Origin of the sequence: Thermoplasma volcanium GSS1 (assembly GCF_000011185.1) — an archaeon.
Lineage (GTDB): Archaea > Thermoplasmatota > Thermoplasmata > Thermoplasmatales > Thermoplasmataceae > Thermoplasma > Thermoplasma volcanium.
Genome location: NC_002689.2, coordinates 1561649 through 1584804, shown reverse-complemented (window position 1 = coordinate 1584804; position 23156 = coordinate 1561649). Strand labels below are relative to the sequence as shown.

General features: G+C 42.0%; 23 protein-coding genes and 1 tRNA gene. 18 read left to right on the top strand and 6 right to left on the bottom strand.

The window, feature by feature from the left end:
• Positions 1-137 precede the first annotated feature (137 nt).
• The 3 genes from TVG_RS08040 to tgtA are packed head-to-tail and all read left to right on the top strand — an operon-like array spanning position 138 to position 4250.
• Entirely contained in the window at positions 138-566 is a 429-nt protein-coding gene (locus tag TVG_RS08040) for a DUF6015 family protein (RefSeq protein ID WP_048054165.1), read from the top strand.
• 9 nt (positions 567-575) lie between these two features.
• On the top strand, positions 576-2345 hold the full coding sequence (locus TVG_RS08035; protein ID WP_010917754.1) for a ribosome biogenesis/translation initiation ATPase RLI: 1770 nt from the start codon (positions 576-578) through the stop codon (positions 2343-2345).
• Between the two features lie 6 nt (positions 2346-2351).
• The gene (gene tgtA, locus TVG_RS08030; RefSeq protein ID WP_010917753.1) at positions 2352-4250 is read left to right on the top strand and encodes a tRNA guanosine(15) transglycosylase TgtA; all 1899 of its coding nucleotides are present in this window, start codon (positions 2352-2354) and stop codon (positions 4248-4250) included.
• On the opposite strand, the gene TVG_RS08025 is transcribed toward tgtA, so the two are convergent.
• From TVG_RS08025 to TVG_RS08015, 3 genes are all read right to left on the bottom strand, one after another.
• Positions 4235-5092 (bottom strand): DMT family transporter, encoded by an 858-nt coding sequence (locus TVG_RS08025; protein ID WP_010917752.1) that lies wholly within the window; start codon positions 5090-5092, stop codon positions 4235-4237. The genes tgtA and TVG_RS08025 overlap by 16 nt on opposite strands.
• Positions 5093-5214: 122 nt before the next feature.
• Entirely contained in the window at positions 5215-6339 is a 1125-nt protein-coding gene (locus tag TVG_RS08020; protein WP_010917751.1) for a geranylgeranyl reductase family protein, read from the bottom strand.
• An 83-nt stretch (positions 6340-6422) separates the two neighbouring features.
• Positions 6423-10802 (bottom strand): S53 family peptidase, encoded by a 4380-nt coding sequence (locus TVG_RS08015; RefSeq protein ID WP_010917750.1) that lies wholly within the window; start codon positions 10800-10802, stop codon positions 6423-6425.
• 120 nt (positions 10803-10922) lie between these two features.
• Between TVG_RS08015 and TVG_RS08690 the strand changes: the two genes are divergently transcribed.
• Positions 10923-11075 (top strand): hypothetical protein, encoded by a 153-nt coding sequence (locus tag TVG_RS08690; protein WP_173024200.1) that lies wholly within the window; start codon positions 10923-10925, stop codon positions 11073-11075.
• Here the strand turns inward: TVG_RS08690 and TVG_RS08010 are convergent, their stop codons facing one another.
• Positions 11076-11543, bottom strand: coding sequence for a PadR family transcriptional regulator (locus TVG_RS08010; RefSeq protein ID WP_010917749.1), 468 nt, complete (start codon positions 11541-11543; stop codon positions 11076-11078).
• 127 nt (positions 11544-11670) lie between these two features.
• Here TVG_RS08010 and glnA point away from each other — a divergent pair, with 127 nt between their 5' ends.
• Complete coding sequence (gene glnA / locus TVG_RS08005; protein WP_010917748.1) at positions 11671-13008, top strand: type I glutamate--ammonia ligase; 1338 nt, start codon at positions 11671-11673, stop codon at positions 13006-13008.
• Between the two features lie 101 nt (positions 13009-13109).
• Complete coding sequence (locus TVG_RS08000) at positions 13110-14066, top strand: replication factor C small subunit (protein ID WP_010917747.1); 957 nt, start codon at positions 13110-13112, stop codon at positions 14064-14066.
• 2 nt (positions 14067-14068) lie between these two features.
• On the opposite strand, the gene TVG_RS07995 is transcribed toward TVG_RS08000, so the two are convergent.
• A complete protein-coding gene (locus TVG_RS07995) occupies positions 14069-15610 on the bottom strand; it encodes a DEAD/DEAH box helicase family protein (protein WP_010917746.1) in 1542 nt (513 codons plus the stop codon).
• 32 nt (positions 15611-15642) lie between these two features.
• On the opposite strand from TVG_RS07995, the gene TVG_RS07990 reads away from it, so the two are divergent.
• From TVG_RS07990 to TVG_RS07935, 12 genes are all read left to right on the top strand, one after another.
• A tRNA-Ala gene (locus TVG_RS07990) sits at positions 15643-15714 on the top strand.
• Between the two features lie 49 nt (positions 15715-15763).
• Positions 15764-17053 (top strand): site-specific integrase, encoded by a 1290-nt coding sequence (locus TVG_RS07985; RefSeq protein WP_010917745.1) that lies wholly within the window; start codon positions 15764-15766, stop codon positions 17051-17053.
• 191 nt (positions 17054-17244) lie between these two features.
• Positions 17245-17886, top strand: a complete 642-nt coding sequence (locus tag TVG_RS07980; RefSeq protein WP_010917744.1) for a hypothetical protein — start codon at positions 17245-17247, stop codon at positions 17884-17886.
• 45 nt (positions 17887-17931) lie between these two features.
• Positions 17932-18459, top strand: a complete 528-nt coding sequence (locus tag TVG_RS07975; protein ID WP_010917743.1) for a hypothetical protein — start codon at positions 17932-17934, stop codon at positions 18457-18459.
• A gap of 9 nt (positions 18460-18468) precedes the next feature.
• Entirely contained in the window at positions 18469-18723 is a 255-nt protein-coding gene (locus TVG_RS07970) for a hypothetical protein (RefSeq protein WP_021787302.1), read from the top strand.
• A gap of 196 nt (positions 18724-18919) precedes the next feature.
• Positions 18920-19132, top strand: coding sequence for a hypothetical protein (locus tag TVG_RS07965; RefSeq protein ID WP_010917742.1), 213 nt, complete (start codon positions 18920-18922; stop codon positions 19130-19132).
• Between the two features lie 124 nt (positions 19133-19256).
• Positions 19257-19499: a hypothetical protein gene (locus TVG_RS07960; RefSeq protein WP_010917741.1), complete on the top strand. Its 243-nt coding sequence runs from the start codon at positions 19257-19259 to the stop codon at positions 19497-19499.
• Positions 19499-20158, top strand: a complete 660-nt coding sequence (locus TVG_RS07955; protein WP_010917740.1) for a hypothetical protein — start codon at positions 19499-19501, stop codon at positions 20156-20158. Before TVG_RS07960 ends, TVG_RS07955 begins: the two co-directional genes overlap by 1 nt.
• Before the next feature lie 50 nt (positions 20159-20208).
• Positions 20209-20388 carry a hypothetical protein gene (locus TVG_RS07950; protein ID WP_048054049.1) on the top strand — a complete coding sequence of 60 codons (180 nt, stop codon included), beginning with the start codon at positions 20209-20211 and terminating at the stop codon, positions 20386-20388.
• Positions 20366-20740 (top strand): hypothetical protein, encoded by a 375-nt coding sequence (locus TVG_RS07945; RefSeq protein WP_162009555.1) that lies wholly within the window; start codon positions 20366-20368, stop codon positions 20738-20740. Before TVG_RS07950 ends, TVG_RS07945 begins: the two co-directional genes overlap by 23 nt.
• Positions 20741-20742: 2 nt before the next feature.
• On the top strand, positions 20743-21078 hold the full coding sequence (locus TVG_RS07940; protein ID WP_010917738.1) for a hypothetical protein: 336 nt from the start codon (positions 20743-20745) through the stop codon (positions 21076-21078).
• A 6-nt stretch (positions 21079-21084) separates the two neighbouring features.
• On the top strand, positions 21085-22866 hold the full coding sequence (locus tag TVG_RS07935; protein ID WP_010917737.1) for an AAA family ATPase: 1782 nt from the start codon (positions 21085-21087) through the stop codon (positions 22864-22866).
• Here TVG_RS07935 and TVG_RS07930 read toward each other — a convergent pair.
• On the bottom strand, positions 22859-23062 hold the full coding sequence (locus tag TVG_RS07930) for a hypothetical protein (protein WP_021793814.1): 204 nt from the start codon (positions 23060-23062) through the stop codon (positions 22859-22861). The two genes, TVG_RS07935 and TVG_RS07930, sit on opposite strands and share 8 nt — an antisense overlap.
• Positions 23063-23156: the final 94 nt, after the last annotated feature.

The following is a 23156-nucleotide window of genomic DNA, read 5'->3' as shown; positions in this document are numbered from 1 at the left end:
CTAAATAGATCAAAAATGTATAAGCATCTTAACAACCCTTATATACGGAATTCCGTTTAATTATAGGTGTTACACGATAAGCTTAACTATAAATTTGTAATTACTAATTTCCTATGCAGATTATTGAAGAGGTTAGCATGAATAGTAAGGAGGCAAAGCCAGAGAAGTCCGGTATTAGAGGTTATACAACACTAGAAGAGCTTTCAAAGGCAATTAGCACTGGGCTCAGCCTCCGAGACCGGCGGATGAGCGAAGAAGAAGCCATGGAGGCTGCTGAGCATATAATAAATTTTTTTGGTTATAACGATCGTGTTATAGATAATATGCTTGAACCCGAAGATCGGGATTCTTTTTATACAATGGAAGATATAGGCGTCCTTCAAACAGAAAGAGAGGAAACTACACTGTTTGACGGAAGAGAGTGGCGAATACATTACTGGATACTTAATATACCCAGAATAATAGAACTCGCCAATATGAGGATAAATACCACAAAGAATAAATCTAACGAAGAATACAAAATTTATGAAGAAATACCTGATGATTATTGGAAAGTAGCTCAATAGTTGGTTTTTATGCACGTAGCAGTTCTTGACAAGGATAGATGTCATCCTAAAAAGTGTCATCACGAATGCCAATACTACTGCCCACCAGTTAGAAACCATGTTATGGCTATAGATTTCCCAGACCCAGATGGGCAGCCTTTAATATCAGAGACCTTATGTATTGGGTGTGGCATATGCATAAGGCGATGCCCGTTTGGAGCTATAAGGATAGTTACGCTTCCAGATGAGCTGAATAAAAATGTATTCCACCGATATGGGGTCAATGGATTCAGGATATATTCTCTTCCAACTGTTGTACCTGGTAAAGTGTCAGCCATACTAGGGCAAAACGGCCTAGGCAAAACTACAACTCTTAACATACTCTCTGGAATCACTGTGCCTAACCTGGGCAATTATGATAAGCCCCCCTCAAAGGACGCAGTTATTGATAGATTTGCGAGAACTACAATGGGCGCCTATTTTAAGGGATTGTACGAGGAGAATAAGAGAGCTGTGCTTAAAAATCAGTATGTGGACTATATACCGAAAGTGGTAAGTGGAACCATAGGCGAGATACTAAGGAAGAACAACGAGAACGGTAACTTTGATGAAGTCGTATCTCTCCTTAATCTTGAAAATGCGCTATCAAAAGATGTTAAAGAGTGTTCTGGAGGAGAGTTGCAAAAGCTGGCCATAGGTACAACTTTAGAAAAAGAGGCTGATATATATCTGTTCGATGAGATGACATCATACCTAGACATAGGTGAAAGGCTCAACGTGTCTAACATAGTACAGGATCTATCCAAGAAAAAAACGGTCATAGTAGTTGAGCATGATCTTGCCATACTTGATTGGCTGGCAGACAGCGTAAACATTGTTTATGGAGACCCTGGGGTTTATGGTATTTTTTCTGAACCATTGAGTACGAACAGGGCAATAAATGCCTATTTGTCAGGGTTCCTCAGGGAAGAAAACGTAAGAATTCGAAGCTATCCTATCGAATTTGAGGAGAAATCGTCGAAGCGTGATAAATTTGAACACATTCTCATAACATGGACTGATATCAAGAAAAAACTAGGAGACTTCTCTCTAGATGTGCATGCTGGCCAAATACATACGGGAGAAATATCTGGTGTGCTTGGCAGGAATGCGCTAGGTAAGAGCACATTCGTAATGATGCTTGCCGGGGTAATGAATCCAGACGAAGGATCTATATCTCAGAACGTAAAGGTTTCTTACAAGCCGCAATATATATCAACTGATTTTAAGGGTACAGTATCGGATCTCATAGCATCTGCTTTAAAGGACCGCGCTGAAGACACGTACGTAAAGAATGAAATATTCCACCCTCTGAATATACCGGATATCATGGAAAATCCAGTTGATGGCCTATCCGGTGGCGAAATGCAAAGGTTGTCTATAGCAATTACTCTGTCAAGGGAAGCAGACGTATATCTGATAGACGAGCCATCTGCCCATCTAGATTCATCCTACAGGATGGTTGTTGCAAAGGTTATAAGGAGGGTGATGGAAAACACAAAGAAAACTGCACTGGTCGTCGATCATGACATATACCTTATAGATCTTATTTCAGATAGCCTCATAGTGTTCTCAGGAGAGCCAGGTTCCCACGGCGCATCAGATGGTCCTATGGACATGAAAGAAGGAATGAACAGATTCTTGAAGATGGTAGGCGTCACATTTAGGCGGGACCAGAGCTCCAATAGGCCAAGGATAAACAAGAAAGGCAGCAGCCTTGACCGCCTTCAGAAAGAAGAAAATAGATATTACTATGCGTAGATCAATATGGAGATAAGGGAGAGGGACGGCCTAGCCAGGATAGCACGATTTGATACTCCTCACGGTACGATAGAAACTCCTACGGTCCTTCCAGTTATAAACCCAAACATAATGGATATAACTCCAGAAGAGATGAAAAAATATGGAGTCCATGGTGTTATAACAAACAGCTACATTATATTGAGGAACGATAGATTACGTGAAGAGGCCGAAAAATACGGGGTACACTCTTTAATCGGATATGATGGCCCTGTAATGACAGATTCGGGCACATTCCAGAGCTATGTTTATGGATCTGTAGAATTTAACAACAGGCAAGTTGTTGAATTCCAAAAGACTATCGGAAGCGACATATTGACTATACTTGACATATTTACAACACCTTCATCGTCTAGGCAGGAGGTCGAAAATGCAATTACCGAAACTTATAGAAGGATGCTTGAAGTAAATGACGCTGGCGGTATGATAGCAGGTCCCATACAAGGGGGAATATACCCTGATTTAAGGAAAAGATCTGCGGAACTTATGAATTCAACAAATGCCTCGTATTTGCCTATAGGCGGTGTTGTCCCGCTTCTGGAATCATATGAGTATGATAAGCTTGTAGATATAATATTGAACTCAAAGCTTAATGTTAGCTTCGGAAAGCCCATACATCTATTCGGCGGCGGCCATCCGATGTTTTTTGCCTTTGCTGTATACCTTGGAGTCGATCTTTTCGATTCAGCTTCCTACGTCAAGTACGCAAAAGACGATAGGCTCATATATCCGGACGGAACGAGGGATCTCGCCAGAATAATTGAGATACCCGAATGGAGCCCATTATTTGATAAATATACTGTAAAGGAGTTGAAAGAACTGCCAAAGGAGCAGCGTTCTGTGGAACTTTCTAGGCATAACCTTAAGGCCATATTCATGGAGATATCAGAGATCAGGGAACGCATTTATGAAGAATCTATGGATCAATACCTCGCCCAAAAAGCAAAATCACATCCTTCTCTGCTTAAAGCATACGTTAAGGTAATGCAGTATTCGAAAATGCTTGAGAAGTACCAGGATCTCTTTAAGAAGGCAGCATACTTTTTCTATGATTCTTTTTCAACCAAAAATACGTATGTAGCCAGACTTGAGAAATTTACATCCAAATATCTAACATCAAAAAAGAAGGAGACATACGTATTTTCAAGGAAAGATTGGCTGCCAGGCTATACAAACTTAAATTTTGTGAGAGATGTGTACGAAAGAACTGAATGCAATGCCCTAATACCTTGGTCTGGCATAATGGTACCTGCTGAACTAGAAAATACTTATCCTATAGAGCAGACGGTTTCTTCAGGCCTGGAGCCTGATCCAGATGTATCTGCCATATCCGAATCGATATCCCCTTTTGATATACGGGTTTACAAGGGAGAAAGTGTGGATTCTGATAAAATAAGATCATTCGACCTTGAAAAAATAAGAACGATAGCCGACTATCAGTTCGGATATGGTATTGGAAAGGACTTCTTTAAGGATGATGTGAGAATATTTAAATCAAAAACTGGCAGGATAAGAGGTGTATTTGACAAAGGCAATAAACTTATAGCAACCTTGAGGAACGATGGCTTCTTTACCCTTACTTTTCATGGCGCGACACTGCTTTACAATGTCTCGAAAAGCCCAAATCTCCGTGTTTTTGTGAAGAATGAGAGCGCCGAATACAATGCAAAGGGATATAGCGTATTCTTTAAATTTATATTGGATGCAGATCCAGACATAATAGCAAAGAATGAAACCCTTGTAGTAAATGAAAATGGAGAACTTGTGGCGGTTGGAAAGGCCACCGTCTCTGGAAAGGAGTTGAGAGAGTATTCAGACGGGATAGCCGTAAAGATACACGAAGGGAGAGATCAATCGGCGAAATAGGATATGGTGCCGATTGACGCTATCATTATGATTATTCCAATTAGTGCAATGGGCCCGATTTTTTCACCATAAAGGATAACAGAGGTCAGATCAGCGAATATCGGCTCGCCTATAAGAATAACACCGACCTTTGTTACGTTCATCTTTGATAGTGCTGAAACATATACATAAGTGGCTAGGAACGTAGCAAATACTGCCGTAAATAGCACTACAAACGCCGAATAAATTGTTATTTTGAATGGCTCTGGGAAGGTAGGTATGAATACAGCGGAGAAAAATGCCGCTACAGCTATCTGGATGAATGAAAATACGAAGGTATCGATGTGTGAAGCATGCTTTGAAACGTAAACTAGTTGCATAGCATAGAAAACAGCTGCAGCAAGCGTCATGAAGTCACCAAGTTCAATGGAAACATTTGATAGCCCACTGTAGGACATTAGAACGAGGCCTATGAAAGCGAATGCTGAAGAGTAGACTTCCACATGAGCAATGCGACGGCGCAGATATAGATAGGATATTATAGGCACAAAGACAACGTATATCCCAGTTATTGTCCCTGAAAGTGCAGGCTGCGTGTAAAGAAGACCTATAGTCTGCAGATAATAAGCTATAAAAAGCAGTGTTCCGGCTATTAAACCCGCCTTCCATTCTTCAGATTTTACGTGTTTTATCTTCTTAATCACTACCGGCAAAAACAAAAGGGTGGACACTGCGAACCTCAAAGCAAGAAAGTTTACTGGAGATAAGTAAAGGAACACGTCTTTTATAATAGGAAAGGTCACGCCCCAGATAAAGGTAACAAAGACGAGGGTACTTATTGATAACACTTCCCTGGAATTCATATGTATACATCTCCGGCAATATCCCGTTCATTGACCGTTATATTAACGCATAGCACGCAGCATGTTTGAGGGAAGAACGATCTGTATCTACCCAATGACGCACCCGCCTTTGCGTTTTTGCTTTACTTCCACATGCTGTACAGCAAGGCAGGATTGCGGATAAGTACTTTAAATATTACCTTCGACGGATAGTCTATGTCTCCAGATCTGTTTATCGTATCTATTATCTTCTCGCTGGAAATAAGGCCATATATCCTATCGAATGATCTATCCCCTATCTTGGAGTATATTGATTGTATAAATCCGTCCTTCTTCAGCTCAACTCCTATGGATCCCCTTATATCCTTATCGTAATGCCTGAGCTGGGAATAATCTTCATTTTCTATGGCATTTGCTACTCTTTCCGATGCTAGGTTTGCTGAAAAAATTCCAGTGTAAATCCCTCCACCGGAAAGTGGCTTAACTATGCCTCCGGCATCACCGATAAGTACAGATCGCTTTGTGAAAAGGCTTTTAGCAATTTTTATTGGTATGCCAGCACCGGTTATTCCCAACACTCTGTTTGTGCCAAACCTTTTGGACAAAGCCTTCATGTATGGGTATGCTGAAGCCCTGTAGCTGCCAGTTCCAACTCTTATTATTTCACCGCCTGGAACAGCCCACCCAAAGAATCCGTGTGTGTATTTAGATCCAAGGTAAACGTTAACGCTCCTTTCGTCTTCTATTTTTCCAGCCATGTCGTATTGGAGGGTGGAGACGACTTTCTCCTGCCTAATCCGATACAAATCTCTTCTTACAACACTATTGATCCCGTCTGCACCTATAACAACCTTTGCATTATCTTCTTTAAGCTGTCCGCTATCTCTATACTTAACGGTTACGCTATCATTATTCTCCTTTACCGATATAGCTCTTGCATTGATCCGGATGTCGGCTCCTGCGCCTATCGCCATTGCGGCTACGTCCTTATCAAAGGAGTCCCTGTAGAGTACTATAGTTTCGTCATTCTTCTCCACGTGGATCGATTTTCCGTTAGGAAAATATATATTTGCGCCATATACTTTCCCTGCTATACTTCTAGTCTTAACAAAGTCAAGTACACGCTTTGATACAAGTCCGGTGCATTCAACAGGCTTCCCTACCTCCTTATGTTCTTCTAAAAGAAGGACGTCTAAACCCATTTTAGAAAGCCTATAAGCCGCGTAAGAACCAGATGGGCCTGCACCGATGACTATAACATCTTTCACAAAATCTTATTGATCGAAGATTAATAAATCTTTATAAAATTTAATAAAATATAGAAGTTTGGGAGATAAATTTTTAAAAATTATCAGTGTCTCCTCATCACAGCTACAACTGCGAGAGATCCGACTATGAGACCACCGACTATACCTATTACTAGATATTCTATTATAATTGAGCTCTGGACTGGTGGAACCACGGGTGCCTTAAGGTCAAAGTTTGCTGATTGCTTTGCAACCTGTCCGTCTTTGCTTATCACCAATACGGTTACAGTGTAATTTCCTGCGGGCAAAGAGGAACTGCCTTTTCCTTCTGTTATAGTGTATAGGTTCTTTCCCGTGACATTGGCGGTTATAACGTTGCCAGAACTGCCGTTTACGTAAAGTATAACAGTGTCATCGAATCCAGTGTATGTGAACGTTATATTGAGGGATCCAGTTTGTGAGGATCCAGTAACAGGTGCTATGATATTCACTGTGGGGTAGTATTCGTCTGCCGGAAGGTTCATCACTGTTATTGAGGTCTCATTTGTTTGCCCATTAGCGGTTTCGATCGTAAAAGTCAGGTTAAGGATTCCGTACGGTAGATCGTTTCCATTTATTTGCAGCACTCCTGACGATGTAGTAATTGGCTCGCTAGCTATTATGTTACCATTATATGATATGTAAAGCTCATTCAATATAGTAAGATTGGGATTTAAGTTGTCCTTGTATGAAACACTAAAATTACCATGTTCATAGTAGGAGGGAGAACTGAGCATTAAAGATGGGGTGGGTATGCTTGCGTTGAAATAGAATTCCATCGAGGTCTCGTAAGTTAGGCCAAGTGTATCATTAAAGTATACATATAGTGTGTTGAGGCCGGAAGGTATGGAAGAGTTAAGTCCGAATATCTGTGTCTGTGAAGCAGCTGCTACGGCATATCCGTCCTGGCCGAAGCTAATTGGCGTCATCCCATCTACGGAATACCACATGTAATTGACGTAGCCGCCATATGGAGATAAGGAATCGGTGTAAACGGCTTCGAAGGACGTAGTTGGAGTAACTACCGGAACACCGAATATGTTGGTTAAAGCGTTGCTGGCTAACATTACGCTTGGTCCGCTTCCTGCCACATATACAGGAAGGTAAGATACATTGTGATCTAGGATAAGGCCATTGGCAGCACTGTATACAGGCTGTGATGAATTAGTGATCCCTAAGTAGAGCAGTGAGCCTGGAGGCAGCCAGTTAGGTATTTTGAAATTTACAAAGCCTTTGGCATTTGTATTCGTTATAGTTGAAGGTATGACTGTGGTGGGAGTACTCGGCCCGTAGAAGTTAAGGGATCCAGGTACGTATAATGCAACTTCTGCATTTTCTTGGTTCACGGTAAACGGTAGATACTGTCCTTGGAAAACTGGCAGTAAATTGTAATAGGGTAACAGGATACTCTCTAAGCTGTTATTAAACAATATGCTGCTTGTAGATTGGGGAGTAAGGGTAAAGTTAGATTCCTTAACCATTCCTGAATATACGACATAAACGTAAGCCTTAGTATCAACAGCCACATTCCAGGTATCAAGATAAGCGCTGCCATTCAGGTTTGTAAAGCTGTATGAAATTGCATATTGACGCAGGAAAGTTAGGTTTTTAATTTCGTTTGAGGCATTCTTGTAAGTGAGCAGTACTAGGGCATTGTAAACAGGTTTTCCCTTATAAGTCACGTTGACTATCTGCATGTTTGGTTCTATTGGTGGTACGTACGTAGCGAAATAACCAGCAGTACCGTTAAATAATCCGGTATAAGCGAACGCTGGAAACCCTGCCATAAGGTATGGATATGCTATGCTAACGCTCATATTCTTCTCAACGGATATATTATTAGTTGCGTTGGCAATCTGCTTACTTCCTATCCACGTGAAAGAGTAAGCTAAACGGTGGTCGAAAGTTCCATTTACTTCTAGGAATCCGGTGGTGTTAAAAGTATCGCTGTAAATTTTAAGTAATCCCGCATTATATGCAAAATGCATATTACCTGGCTTATTTGAATTATTAAGGTTGTATTCTCCATTTGATGTTATGAAAGTCAGGTTTAGATTCTTCGGAATATTCGTAAGGCCGGATACGCTCCCAGATACATTGAATAAATACTGGGTGCCGTATTGAAGGCCGGCAGGTTGGCCCATCGTTATGTATGTGGATTCTGTAAAGTTGCCGTAGAATGGTGTACCAGTTCCAGTACTGTTATCTTCGGTTACATTGAATGGCTGTGTTAAAAATTGCTCGAGGTCTATTTTGAAGTTTCCTACATTTATTGTTCCCCAGCCAGTTAGCATACTATACCCGTTGTCGGTTGTGTAATAATTTGACGGATAATTCTGTGGCCCGTCCAAAGTATAGGAGTCGTTTACCATTAGTGCACTAAGTGAATTTGTTCCATTAGAAACGGTAAAGTATGGGTCAGGCATTTTTCCAGGATTTTGCATGTACTCGTTACCAATTTCGTACAGCAGGGGATTTATGTCGCCCAGATAATTCACGTGTATTGTTGCGTTGAGATAGCTTATTACATCAGCTATCATGCCGGCTGTTGTAGGTGTTGCTTCGCTGGTACCACCAAAGAACCAAGATCCCCACATGCCATCAACAAGCTCGGTTTGGTTAAATCCAGCTTCGGCGGAAACTTCAACTTCGCTCATCCTACCTGTATTTGGAACTGAATAACCGTGCTGCCACCATGGCTGTTTGAAGAATATGCTTAAAGCTGCACTTCCAGCCCCTGTAGATATGACCTCTGGAGCTCCATTTACTACTACATACTGGTTATTGTCCCAGTAAGTTTGTGTAAAGCCGTTATTATGTTTCAGCCCTATATTAACAATGTTTAATCGTAAGTTGCTCCAGTAGTATGGAGGCAGGCTGCTGTAGTTTGCAGTACCGAAAGTTACATTGAATCTGGAGTAGTTGCCGGTGACTGGAAATTCCACTCCTGTATTGTTAAACATCGTCACTTGGTCTCCACCTACTCCAGTGACCCAAGGTGAAGTGCCAGGAAACTCGCCAGATATCATATTTGTATATCCGTCGTATCCGCCGGAATCGCCCGTCGCTGCGACTATGGTTGATCCCTTCATGCTTAATAATTCGAATAAGAGATTCATTAGATCAGCGGACTGCCAATACGGACCGTACATGTTCCACCAGCTATCTTCTGAACCGCTCCAGCTATTCGTTATTACTTGCGGTGTATTGGGAAGCTCATACAGAGTGATGTATGCATTATCAAGGGCTACAGTAGACAGCGAAGGTATGGCCATTATATCGAGATGGGCGTCAGGAGCTACAGTGGCTGAGTATTGGGTATCAAGTGTAAACTCGCCTAGATATCCGTCAGTATACGGTACGTAAAAGGATGGAGAAGGATCAGGTGGAGGGCTATGAGTTATGCCAGGTGCATTAAGATAGGTTACCCTACTGAGTATCTGGCTTGGATTATCAAAGACCTCTTTTCCATACTTTAGCATATCGTTATAATTCCAAGCTGGATAAGCAAGTGTTGCGTTTATGTATCCAGTTCCCATTACTATGGCTATCGTTGTTCCAGTACCATTTGCACCAGGGGTGGATGAAGTTCCGTTCAATCCTGGAGCTATATTGTATATCCATGGTAGATCAGATGGGAAAAGAGCCTGGAATGGTGGTGTATAACCTGTTACATTTGAACCAGGATAAGGTCCATTCGTCAACGGAAGCTGAACCCATGCGTATTTTTTAGCGTAAAATCCAACAACATCAGAGTGGTTCAAATAGGATTGGGTTCCAGATGAAAGTGGTTCAAAATTTTTGATCAATCCTGAAGAGGTATAATCAGACAATGTTGGATAAACAGGATTCGTTGTCATTTGGAAATTCGAAAGGCCGTCAACGGAAAGCACATACCTAGCCACAGATCCTGGCAATTCTATAGAATTTAAATTGCTGAAAAGCACTTGGCCATTTTTATTAGTAAAATAGTATATCGTTGTATGAAACACGGATTCCATCATAGATGCATTGCCGGATATAGCCACTGCAAACGGGGTTTTAACTTGAACCGAGAAGCCTAGTTTGCTGAAATAGGAGGATACGGTTTCTACACCCTGGTAATTGCCGAACATGCTATTAATTTGCTGTGTTGTTAACCAATGCCTATAGAGAGGGGAACCGGGCATGCTTATTTCTGTTGCATAGTTCTCCAGTTCATTCAGATTATTTGGAATTATCCCTATTATAACGTTCATTTCCATGCTTCCATTGACAGGTACATATGGCTTGAACCCAGCTTTTTCAACTGTTTTAGCAATATTGTCGTTGGATTTCACCAAAGGCTGGGAAAACAGAGAATTCAAACTATTTTGATTTGTTTGACCTGCGTTTGAGTTGAAGGCGACATAGACTGCAGAAAAAAGCATCACCAAGACAATTGCTGCACTGAGTGCTATTTTCAATTATCTTGATAACATGCTACATCATGTATATAATTATATTTAAATTTTTTTTCATAATAAATGTTAAAAAATATACTGAATAAAATTAATACGGTACTTAATAATACTTGATCGATAAGCATGGGCCTAAGCAAAAGGGATCTTAACAGGAAGAAAAAAAGCCTAGAATCAAAGCTTGAAGAGCTTGAAGAAAAGGCTAAAAAGAACCCGATGAACAAACAGATTCAGGAGGAAATCGCAGAACTAAAAAAGAAAATAGAAAAATCGGGATAGTTATTGGACTATTAGCCCCTCGATATCATCCCTTATTTTTCTTAGCTTCTCTATGGCGTCTTTGTCATCTTTTAGTTTAGATGAGTTGTCCTTAAGGTAATTCACATAGTCGCCTATCCTCTCTACTGCATCGTATAGGTTGGTTGTCTCGACGTCTCTCCCGTAAAATTTTCCAAACCCGAGCATGTCTATCATTTCTTTTCCTTTTTCAAGCAGCGAATAGTATTTTTTGTTGTCTCTTTCCGTTCCCTTTATGTAGCCTTCCTCTTCAAGGGCTCTTAATATGGGATAAACCGCCCCAGGTGAAGGCCTCCACCTGCCCATCGTCAGATTTTCTATTGTAGTCATTATATCGGCACCTGTCTTTTCGCCGTCGGCTAATATCCTTAATATCCAGTACCTTATTCCTACAAATCCTCTGGATCTATCTACATGATGGCCACAAGGACCCCTCATTCCACCAAACATCCGATCACCTCTAACTCGATTTTTAGATATCGATAACTAGATATCGATATTAAGTATTTAAACATTTTCAAACAATATGTCGTATTTCAAAAATAAAAATATAAATGATGAATGTTCATACGCTACTATGCCAGAAGATGTTGTTGAAAAAACACTTAAAAAGCTGGATCAAGATAAGGTTGAATTTTTGCAGATGCAGTTCACAGATATTGTCGGCAACGTGAAGAGCCTCACAGTCCCAAAAAATAGATTTGAAAATGCGCTAACTGAAGGTGTTGTATTCGACGGGAGTTCTGTTGCAGGCTATGCGCAGATAGAAGAGTCAGATATGAGGGCGATACCGAACCTGGATAGTTATACTCTTCTACCAGATGAGTTCGGAAAGAGCCGTGTTGTTAGGTTTGTATGCAATGTTTACTCTCCTGACGGCTCGAGGTTCCCTGGAGACCCAAGATACGTTCTGGAGAAGTTGCTGGAAAAGGTACATAAGGAAGGGAACGAATTTTTTGTAGGGCCAGAGTTTGAGTTTTTCCTTTTCAAGAGGGATGCTAATGGCAATCCTACAACAGAACCCAGCGATTATGGGGGGTATTTCGATAATACTCCTCTTGACTCTGCAAGCGATATCAGGCAGCAAATAGTACGTGAGCTTTATGAGCTTGGATACCAGCCAGAGGCAGCCCATCATGAAGTTGCATACGGACAACAGGAGATAGATCTAAGGTATGCACCTGCACTGAAGATGGCAGACAGAATAGTTATGCTAAAGAGTATCATCAAGAACGTAGCAGAAAGGAACGGCCTATATGCTTCTTTTATGCCAAAGCCCATAAATGGTGTAAATGGTTCAGGCATGCACATACACCAGAGCATAATGTCTTTCGATGAAAAGGTAAACAGGTTCTACGATAAGAATGCGAAATATGGGCTCAGCGATTATGCTATGCATTACCTTGGTGGAATACTCAGCCATATAAACGAAGGATCAGCCATACTTGCCTCTACAGTAAACTCTTATAAAAGGCTAATTCCTGGATATGAGGCGCCTGTTTACATATCCTGGGCAAACAAAAATAGATCGGCCTTGATCAGGATACCTGCAGGCGAAGGGACGAGGAAGAGAATGGAGCTGCGTTGCCCAGACCCTGCGGGAAATCCGTACCTTCAATTCGCAGTAATACTCGGCATGGGATTGGATGGTATAGAAAAGAAGATCGATCCGCCTGAACCTATAGAAAAAGATATATTCCACATGACAAAGGAGGAAAGGCTGCAGGAAGGCATAACATCCATGCCCGAGAGTCTAGGAGAAGCACTCCACCACCTAAGAAACAGCAAGCTGATGAGGGATATCCTCGGAGACCATGTCTATGAAAACTTCCTAACTGTTAAGCAGAGGGAGTGGGATCAATTCAGATCCTACGTAGGTGAGTGGGAGATCAAGAAATATCTGCCTACCCTTTAATATCGATGTAAACTAAGCGACATTATTTAATTTTTTTATCTTACTAACTAGGCAAAAAAATTATAGTGTTGGCTCATTATGTTCATGGCTCGGGTATCACCATGATTGAAATTTGGACTGAAAAGTATAGACCGAAAAGCTTATCTGAAATTTACGGTGAAGACGAAAATATACAAAAGTTAAAGTCTTTCGTTGAGAAAAAAGAGCTCCCGCACCTCCTCTTCGCTGGATCTGTTGGTACTGGAAAGACCTCAACGGCCATTGCACTCGCCATTGAGCTGTTCGGCGAATCCTGGAAGGAAAACTTCATTGAAATGAATGCTTCAAACGAGAACGGTATAGATGTTATACGTAACAAGATAAAGGACATCGCAAGAATAAGGCCTTCTAATCCGCTGGGATTTAAGATCCTTTTCCTAGACGAAGCGGATCAGTTGACAGCGGAGGCTCAGGCGGCGTTGAGAAGGACAATGGAGATGTATTCTGAAACAACGAGATTCGTATTTGCCTGCAACTATTCTTCCAAGATCATACCTCCTATACAGTCAAGGACTGTGGTAATGAGGTTCAGGCCCGTCCAAGACGAGTTTATAAAGAAGAAATTAAACGAGATTGCAAAGAATGAAGGCTTCACCATAGACGATGAGAGCATGGAAGCAATGGTTGAAGTTTCCGGTGGTGACATGAGGAAAGCCATAAATGTGCTCCAGGCGGTCTACACATCAGGTGAGATATCACCAAAGAAAATATACGAGATAATAGGTTATGCAAGTCCTGAGAGCGTAAACAAGCTAATATCCAGAGCAATAAATGGATTATTTGACGAGGCAAGGCAGATTGTGGATAAGATGATGATAGAAGATGGTTTGTCTGGCATAGATATAGTCAAAAGTGTCCATTCGATAGTAAGGGCGAGCGTTGTACCTCCGAAGCAGAAGATAGAAATAATAAAGGCGCTTGCTGATGCAGAGTTTAGAATTGTTGAAGGATCGAACGACAGGATCCAGCTTGATGCCCTTATAGCAAGAATAGCAGATATTGGAAGCAAAATAAACTGACTTTAAAAATCGAATATAGTCCTCTGGCCGTTATTCGAGTTTTCCTGTCTCTCATTCTTAGTATATGGATGTTCGTCTCTATATTCCATTATGTTGCGATTCATCATCGAGACTTTTTTAAGGCTCCTGTAATAGTATGCCATATCCCTTGAATTTTCGTACACCAATATATAGACCTCGCCGCTCCTGCTCCTGCCAGTCCTCCCTTTCCTCTGTATGAACCTGATCTCTGATGGCACAGCTTCATAAAACACAACAACATCGGTATCCGGTATGTCTAGGCCCTCCTCAGCTATGCTTGTCGCTATAAGTACATTGTATGTCCCGTTCCTAAACTGTTCTATTATCTGTCTTTGTTCTTCCTGGGAGAGGCCGACATCAGTCCCCCTATCTGCCTGCCCTATAAACCTTACAGGCTTAATTTTATCCGACGAATTTTTCAGATAAGCAAGCAACATGTCTGAAGTAGCCCTGAAGTGAGTAAATACTATGGCCCTTTCCCCTGCAATAACCTTTTCCTGGCATATCTCTAGTACCTTCATCATCTTTGGGTTTCTATATCCTGGCAGTACGTTCTTCATGTTTTCTATGGCCTTTCGGAAATCGTCTAAACTCTTCATCATAGAGTATGCGCGCTTTATGGATTGGTCCTGGCTTTCCTCCATATCCTTTACATACTGATAAGCAACATCTAGCCCTTGTGTTTCTATGTACTCTATTATATAATCGATCCTTATTGCAGCTGTCAAGTGCCTTACAAGTGGGAATAGGGATCTGTCTTCTTTAGCCCTGTTTATCAGGTTTTGAATGCTCTCGGCCATATCCTTTCTAGTCCTTCCAACCTTTATGCCCTGATCCTTCAAAGGTTTCAGAACAGAATCAAGTGCACTCTTTAGTAAATCCTTGATCGCTCCGCACTGATCAGGTTCCTTCAGCTTTATTAGGTGCATCTCTATGCTTTTTATGTATTTCCTAACATCTTCATCCTTTTCCGTTTTTACTACTACATTTTCTATTCCAAGGTTTTTTACTATCTCCTGGAATCTTCCTTTTTCACCCCCAGGGCTCGCAGTTAATCCTATGATTAGCTTTTTCTTGTATTCTAAGAACTCTGAGGCAATGTCGACATACGCATAATTTCCAACTGCCCTGTGGGCTTCATCAAACACGATCAAGTCGAACCTAGTTATGTCGATTATGCCGGATTTCATATCGTTAAGCACAACTTGGGGCGTTGAAACGAAAATTTTGCCGGTAACCCACCTTAACTCACGCTCTTGCGAATCAACTTCACCAGTGAATGCGCATATTTCGTTATTGTTAAGGCCAAGAACTTTTACGAGTGTTGCCATATGCTGAAGTACCAGAGGTTTAGTGGGAGCCAGGAATATAGACTTTTTATTTTCTTTGAAGAATTTCTCTATTAACATTGCAGCTATAAGTGTTTTACCAAGGCCGGTGGGCATAACTATTAGCGTGTTTTTGTCTATCGAATTTTTATATACGTTGATTTGATATTCCCTTGGTTCTATATTCACAAGCATCTATCATAAATGCGTATATATAAATAGTGAATGGGCCGGTAGATCAGCGGTAGATCGCCTGCTTCGCAAGCAGGAGGCCTCGGGTTCAAATCCCGACCGGTCCATTTAATCTATTAATCGAATACTTATTATGCCACCAGTCGATATGTTCTCATGACCATGCAACCGAAGTATCGTGAACTGCTTCTGGACGAGGATGTACGAAGATGGTTTGAGAACCTTAAGGCGAAATCAGTTTTAACGGCAACGGTAGCATTGAGGAATCTTGGCCACTATTGCGAGCTTACTGGAACAACACCACATGGAATCCTGAATAAAGCCAGAGCCAACGAGAAGGATTTCCGTTATGAGTTTACGGATTTTGTCAGGAAGATGGAAAAGGAAGGCAAAGCTGGATCATACATTGCAAGATTCAAGAAGGTCATACTATCATGGCTGAAGTTTAACGATATCCGTTTGCAGTTAACCGTTAACATAGCAGGGGAAAACGAAACACCAACAATCGTTAACGAGAGGGTTCCGAGCAAAGAGGAGCTGGCTCGAATTCTAAGGAAAGCTACTTCAAGAGGCAGAGTAGCCATAGCGATCATGGCATTTTCAGGCTTAAGACCAGAGTCTTTGGGAGATTACGAAGGCACCGACGGCCTCAGGCTTGGCGACCTCAAGGAACTGAAGCTGTCAGATGAAATCCAGTTTGACAAGATTCCTGCTACAGTTATGGTTAAGAGCAAGCTGAGCAAAGCAAGACACCATTATTTCAGCTTCATTGGAGAGGAAGGCACGACATACATCAGGGAATACCTTGATGAGAGAAGAAAGCAGGGAGAAGAGCTCACCTATGAATCTCCATTATTGCAGTTCGATGTCAGAGGCGTCAAGAAGAATGCATTCTTGAGGACAACGCTTGTAACGAGGGACATAAGGGAAGCTATAGAGCAGGCAGGGTTGAAGATGCGTCCTTATGTATTGAGAGCTTATTTCTCAACAGCTCTGGACATTGCAGAATCGAAAGGCTTGATCTCGCATCCCTGGAGGCAGTTCATAATGGGCCACAAGGGCGACATTGAGGCTCGCTATTCAACAAACAAGCGATTGCCGCCGGATATCATCGATGAAATGAGGGAGTCCTACAACAAATGCACCAAGTTCCTTGAAACGAGGATAAGCGATGTATCCGAGGAGAATGCAAGGCTGTATTTGCAGCAGCAGCTTCTTTCTGCCGTGGGATACAGGCAGGACGAGATAGACAAGATGAATCTTGCAGAGACAAGCACAGAGGATTTCCAGAAGCTGCTGAGGGACAAAGTAGCAGGTGCAATGGCAAGCAACGGCTCGAAGCAGAGGCTCGTTTCCATGAATGAGATCGAGAAGCTCCTCGGCGAAGGATACGAGTTTCAGGCAGTTCTGCCCAACGGAAAGGCTATAATGAAAATGCCGTTTTAGTCCGACTATATAGGTTTCGATAAATGAAGGTACATAGAGTTATAGGCTCTCGTTCGCATTATGCATGAAAGTAATAAACATAACTCCTTTAGCTAAAGTGACAAAAGCAGAAACATGCGATTATTTCTATGCTCTTATGCCGCAATATATAATATGAAAACATTTTTATAAGATGATTTTATTCATAAATTATGAGCTGCAGTAATTGTTTTGATGCAAAAGGCAGGAAAATTACCAAAATAAGCGTGCCACATACTGAGACCTACAAGGTAGGAGCAACAAACGTAACCGAGGGAGTTACGGTCGTGCAATTTAAAGAGGGCCCTGGAGCAATCCTTAACTGGAAGTATATTATCGAGGGAGAAACTTCATCAAATGCCTCGATTACATACGTAATACAGCATAGCGGGAAAACAATAACCAATAAATTCAAGACAAAGTACATTGACACAATCAATGGGAAGAAAATTGTCCATGTTGAGGGAAGCGGACTGAACTCAAATGACAGGGTTACAACTACTAACAAAGATGTCGCTCTCTCGAATGTAAAATCAGACCCAAATGCCATTGAGTGTCTTATCTGCCATGCTCTTGGAACGGTGCTCTGTACACTTCTCGCAGATGGTGTTTCTGAGGACTTGGCTTGCGAAGAGGCATCGGGTATTGTATGTCTGGAATTCATAGAAGACCCTATTGTTTATGTTGTCTGTTTTGGAGTCGTGGCATCGATCTGCGATGTTGTCCTTCAAACAGTAATAGATATTGGCGTTCACGTAGCGTGTGAACTTGGTGCAGACTATATATGTGAGAAAGCAATTGGATGTTCTCTATAAGAACTTAAATAACTATTCTTTCATATAATTTAAGGTGAAATCTCGATGAGATATAGGCTGGCATACGTGAGTATTGGTATCGCAATAATGATCGTCGATCTCGTGGTCTCTCTAAAGTATCCAAAGATACTAATATACAGTTATCTTGGTTCTTTTCTTGGATTCTTTGTACCTTTTGGGATAGGTCTTTCACTTCTTTTATATGGTGCTTTCAGGGCTCGAGATTATGGGGTAAATCCGGTTATTGGAATACTCGGCTCAGGGGGCTTCACAAGAGTGGTGAGACAAAATAGGATTCAGGGTACCAGAATGTGGAAAACTGATCACGATATTCTCTCTGATCTGCCAGGTGCGGTAAAATCCCCTGACGGAAAGACCGTAGAATACAGTAATCTGTTCATCAGGAAGCCTTACGGAACGACAAAACATACAAGAAAACTTAACGAAGCTGCGAATAAGTATATCGCCGGAGAATTAGACGAGGAAGGCTTTTACAACTATATTGGAAAGCATGGATCAAAGGAGGAACAAATGCTTGACTTCATTAAGAAATTCAAGAATGATTATAAATGAGATGATGCGATGGTAAAATTTCATGCTATAAATAGAACAATTACCGTAGGAACGGTACTTTTTATTGTATCCCTTGTAGTTTTGGCAATCGGGGCAGTCTTTCACTCCAACGGAACTGTTCTTGCTTATACATTTCTCTACGGAGGACTGGCATTCCTGATTTCATTGGTAGTTCTCGCTATAGGCCTTATCCTAGGAGCAAAAAGTGGTAAACTCCAAAAGAGAACAAGTGAAATATTTGGAAAATCTGGGAAAAAACAGTAGGGCGAACTGGATGCAATCAAACTTACCTCGATACATCATACTCACTTTCGTTATAGCCGTTTTCATTTATGACCAAGTTGCTTACTACTATTTTCCAATAAATGAATTTGCTTACTATGCAGTGATACCCACGATGATAATTCTCATCACTGCATATTTTGTGTACAAGAAAATCTATAGGAGGTAGTAAAGCGAGATGCTGAACAGATATGTATATCACATCATTCTGGTTATCATCATATCGATAGTTACCCTCATAATCAATGTATTATCGTTCTTATTTAAGAGCGTTTCAAATTACCTGTATCTCTTTGACCTTGCTTATGTAATAGGCAACAGCACTCATTTTGTCGCACTGTCCATTTCATCAAGTGGCATTAACATTGAAGATGAAAAGAAATCGACTTGATTTTGGTTTGACTGACCACAATCGAATCTTTGTACATTTCTCAGCGTGAAAACTATAATGAAAATGCCTTAAATTCCTTGAAACGAGGATAAGCGATGTATCCGAGGAGAATGCAAGGCTGTATTTGCAGCAGCTTCTTTCTGCCGTGGGCTATAAGCAGGAAGAGATAGATAAGATAGACCTTACAAGCGTAAGCAATGAGAACTTTCAGCAGTTATTACGAGATAAGGTAGGAGGGAAAATGACGGAGAACGGAGCGAAGCAGAAAGTCATACCCGTAGATGAGATAGAGCAGTATATCAGCGAGGGATACGACTTTGAGGCTGTATTGCTGACTGGAAAGGCTATAATGAGGCTGCCATTCTGATGAATGACGAAATAAAGATACCAAAGGAACTTCCAAGGAACGAGATATGGGCTAACTATTTTGTAGAAGGATTCCAGAGCATATTCTACTACACTCTACCCGACATCTGGGATGCCAGGGTGATTGGAATCCTCAATATTTTCAACCTTCTTGGAATTACGCCAATACAAGCCAAGCTGATTGATAAACTTCAGGAAGAATTTGGAAAGGACAGAAAGTTTTACTGGAACCACATCAATGGTCTCGCGAAGAAGTGGAAAATGCTCAATGTTGAGTATGACATCCATAAGAACAAAAAAGTGTATTTTGTCAACAGGGAGTTCATTCTGCATGACGACCCCCTTACAAAGGAGAAGATATCCGACCTATTCTCAATGTGGGTTAAGGTAGCCAACCTTTACTATGGCACTGATGAAAGCAGAAGACTGAAAACTGTGTTTTTTTGTGGGAGATGCAGGTTCAAGAACATCCTTAAGGATATGAACAAGGCAGAGTTCTTGTTTTTTGCAAGAAATTTCATGGAAACCTCTGAATACTACTGCCTGAACTGTGGAACCTACTACGGTTTCTTCAGAAAAAAGCTTGATGCCAGCGAATACAAGGACTGGAAAGCCTTTCCTTTTACCTACGGGAAGAGAAGAAAAGATGCCGTTCCTTAGTATTTAATCCTATCTTTTGAGGATAAAGCCACTCTTCTCAATACACGTATATGGAAGATGCCAGAAGAGTCCGTGTTGCAAAGCTGAAGGCAAACTTCGCAAAGAAATTCCCGGATCATCCGCTGACCAGGATACTGCTTTCAGAGCCGGACATCCTTGCCAAAGAAGAGTTCCTGGCGAAGGCGCAAACGTGGCTTGCTTTCTTCCATGGAGGGAATGAAAATGAATAAAGTAAGAAGAGTGGTTGTGAACGGCAGTGAGCCTGAATATTTTGAAGGCTCCTCGCCTGAAATGGTAAGATATGAGATGGCCAATCCGCAGAAGAAAGGCACTCTTGAAAGACTCCAGGAGACCATAATCGAGAACACGGTTAACCAGTATGAGCTCGAAGACAGGAGACAGATAGCAGCCATCAGGGAGTTCATGGAGCGGAATCCTGACATAAGCTACGTGGAATACGAATCGAATCCTGTCATGAGGATGGACCTCGTAATCACAAGAAGAGGTTTGATATTCAAGCGTGAGGAGGCCTCAATATCCGCGACGCTGACCCCGAACAGGAGATTCAGGGCGCAGAGGTAATCATGGACGAAGATGCAATAACCTTTGGATTCGTGATCACCGCTGTCATAGTATTCGTAACAGGCATGGTATGGCAGGGTCTCTGGTCCTTGCTGTTTGCGATGACAATTTCGGGAAACCTGTTTTACGAGACTATAGGAATAGCAGGCCTCATCCTGGCCTTCATAGGAGCCCTTGTCCTACTGTACTGTGCTCTCATTCTTTTCGTCTACATCGTCATTCTTGCAGTGATCATAGGGATCATTGCCCTCCTATACTTGATAGAAACGCGCACCGTAAAGGTGGAACACTACACAATAACGCTCAATCCACACAGGCGATACATAATAAAAAGGTAGCTGGATATGAATAAATATCTGGAAGACCAGAATAGGGTTATGAGAGAATATGGCTTCTCAGAGCTTATAAATGCAAGAAGGGTTCTTTCCAAACCCTTCATTGAGCTGCCCCTGAGGAATCAGGAAAGAATGTTCTACGACCTGTCAAGGAGACTGAAGCGCTTTGCCGGCCACACAACCATAGCATACACCATTATTCCCGATATGGAAAGAGGCAAGTTCAGGCGTGAGGAATGCTCAGCGAGAGCTGCAAATCTCAGGGATTACATTGAGCACAAGGGAAACAGGAACGTATCTATTACGGGCGTTTCCGGACAGGGAAAGAGCTACCTCACCATGCACCTTCTCTCTAAATTCGAGGACAGGCAGAGGATCATATTCTCATTCAAGCCCGATGACCATGAGGTGCACCTTGGGATCCCGGTCATCGACGCAAAAGAGTGTTTGCCAAATCCATTCAGGGACATTAACGCCTTCTCCGAGGCCTATATGACGGCATTCTTCGGCGAGAAGATAAGCTCCGGAATACAGCTGCAGCAGACTCCAGCTTTTCTGCAGGAGATAGCGTCGCAGAGCACGGACTGGAAGAGCTTCATGAAAACAATCAGCGAGAAGAGAAAATCAGCGTCCAAGAACCAGATTGAAACATTGAATGCGATAGAGCAGAACGTGAAGAGCCTCATAATCAAGGATATGGGCAGTGTGGAGCTTGCAAATGAGAGCACCGTGTTCGACTTCTCAACATTGCCAACAAAGCAGGCTCAGAACTTCTACGCCGAGCTTATGCTGAGGCAGATATACAGGGAAATGGAAGAGCGCAAAAGAAAGGACGTTCTCGTATGCATTGATGAGGCACACAGACTCACAAAATCCTATCATACGATCCTTGACGTCATGTCCCGCGAAATCCGCGATAAGGGAATGCTGTGGATCATCACGCAGAATCTCATCGACATACTGCCGGAGATGAGGGCAAACTTCGGCACGAAGTTCACTTTCAAGCTCGGCGATGCGGACTTGCAGATACTGTCCTACAACCAGCTTGTAAGATTTTCTGTCTCGGTACTGCAACCCAGACAGTTCACGGACATAGAATTCCCTGAGAGCCAGGCATTCGCTCCTGTACTGACGTACATTTCCGACGGCAATGAATACAGAGAAACGCAGAAGATCCTTGCAGCAGTCAAGGAAGAAAGAATGGAAGAGGGAGCCGGAGGGAGAGGGAAGGGCATAGACTACAAGGAGGAGATTATGCATATTCTCAGCGAAAGAATGTCCTATGCAACCGAAATGGGAAAGGAAATATCGGTGAAATACGGAATCAGCAAGGATCAGGCAAAGCTCAGAATAAAGTCAGTCCTTGAAGAGCTGAAGAACAACAACGAGGTTGGCAGGGTCAAATACCTCAGGGATGGCAAACCAATCGTCATGTACTATTCGAAGAGCCCCAACCTCTCTAATCTCCACACAGGGATGCAGAGCCAGGCAGTTGACATCCTAAACGAGCTTGGTGTATCCGTAAACAGGATATCTACCACTGGAGAGAGAGGAGCATTTGACATAGAGACCGATTTCTTCATGGTGGAAATCGAGACGGGCCTGAAGCACAGCATGGAAGACTTGAAGGAAAGAATAGCGGGAACCAACTTGAGGGTGATAATAGTTGTTCCCAACAGGGAGCTAATCGACAAATATCGGGGACTTGGAGAGAGAGTTCTGGTAATGACAATCGATTCCATGAGGGAAATGTTAACGGAACCAGAAAAAACTAAGACGCAGATTAAGTAAAAAGGTTGTTAACCCAAGCCGAAACAATGTTTTCATACATAGCAAAGAGAATCACTAAAAGAACGATCAGGAAAACCATTATCGAATATTTTACCTTCTTATCTTCGTGTCCCTCCCAGTCCAAATATAAATAAGTTACAACAGCACCTATCGCAGCTGCAACCAGTGCCAAGAACACGCTGACTAATAATGACATGCTATTTATTCAACGATAAAACCTAAAATCTTTGTCCCACACGCTCTATTTTCAGTTAACCGCTAACCGTTAATCCAAGCGGGTTAACCATAAA

Coding starts and splice junctions, on each gene's coding strand:
- tgtA (WP_010917753.1), top strand. CDS start 2,352: ATGGAGATAAGGGAGAGGGACGGCCTAGCCAGGATAGCACGATTTGAT.
- TVG_RS07930 (WP_021793814.1), bottom strand. CDS start 23,062: ATGTCATTATTAGTCAGCGTGTTCTTGGCACTGGTTGCAGCTGCGATA.
- TVG_RS08000 (WP_010917747.1), top strand. CDS start 13,110: ATGATTGAAATTTGGACTGAAAAGTATAGACCGAAAAGCTTATCTGAA.
- TVG_RS07995 (WP_010917746.1), bottom strand. CDS start 15,610: ATGCTTGTGAATATAGAACCAAGGGAATATCAAATCAACGTATATAAA.
- TVG_RS07935 (WP_010917737.1), top strand. CDS start 21,085: ATGAATAAATATCTGGAAGACCAGAATAGGGTTATGAGAGAATATGGC.
- TVG_RS07980 (WP_010917744.1), top strand. CDS start 17,245: ATGAGCTGCAGTAATTGTTTTGATGCAAAAGGCAGGAAAATTACCAAA.
- TVG_RS07970 (WP_021787302.1), top strand. CDS start 18,469: ATGGTAAAATTTCATGCTATAAATAGAACAATTACCGTAGGAACGGTA.
- TVG_RS07955 (WP_010917740.1), top strand. CDS start 19,499: ATGAATGACGAAATAAAGATACCAAAGGAACTTCCAAGGAACGAGATA.
- TVG_RS07965 (WP_010917742.1), top strand. CDS start 18,920: ATGCTGAACAGATATGTATATCACATCATTCTGGTTATCATCATATCG.
- TVG_RS08040 (WP_048054165.1), top strand. CDS start 138: ATGAATAGTAAGGAGGCAAAGCCAGAGAAGTCCGGTATTAGAGGTTAT.
- TVG_RS08690 (WP_173024200.1), top strand. CDS start 10,923: ATGGGCCTAAGCAAAAGGGATCTTAACAGGAAGAAAAAAAGCCTAGAA.
- TVG_RS08025 (WP_010917752.1), bottom strand. CDS start 5,092: ATGAATTCCAGGGAAGTGTTATCAATAAGTACCCTCGTCTTTGTTACC.
- TVG_RS07950 (WP_048054049.1), top strand. CDS start 20,209: ATGGAAGATGCCAGAAGAGTCCGTGTTGCAAAGCTGAAGGCAAACTTC.
- TVG_RS07985 (WP_010917745.1), top strand. CDS start 15,764: ATGACCATGCAACCGAAGTATCGTGAACTGCTTCTGGACGAGGATGTA.
- TVG_RS08010 (WP_010917749.1), bottom strand. CDS start 11,543: ATGTTTGGTGGAATGAGGGGTCCTTGTGGCCATCATGTAGATAGATCC.
- TVG_RS07940 (WP_010917738.1), top strand. CDS start 20,743: ATGGACGAAGATGCAATAACCTTTGGATTCGTGATCACCGCTGTCATA.
- TVG_RS07945 (WP_162009555.1), top strand. CDS start 20,366: ATGGAGGGAATGAAAATGAATAAAGTAAGAAGAGTGGTTGTGAACGGC.
- TVG_RS08035 (WP_010917754.1), top strand. CDS start 576: ATGCACGTAGCAGTTCTTGACAAGGATAGATGTCATCCTAAAAAGTGT.
- TVG_RS07975 (WP_010917743.1), top strand. CDS start 17,932: ATGAGATATAGGCTGGCATACGTGAGTATTGGTATCGCAATAATGATC.
- glnA (WP_010917748.1), top strand. CDS start 11,671: ATGCCAGAAGATGTTGTTGAAAAAACACTTAAAAAGCTGGATCAAGAT.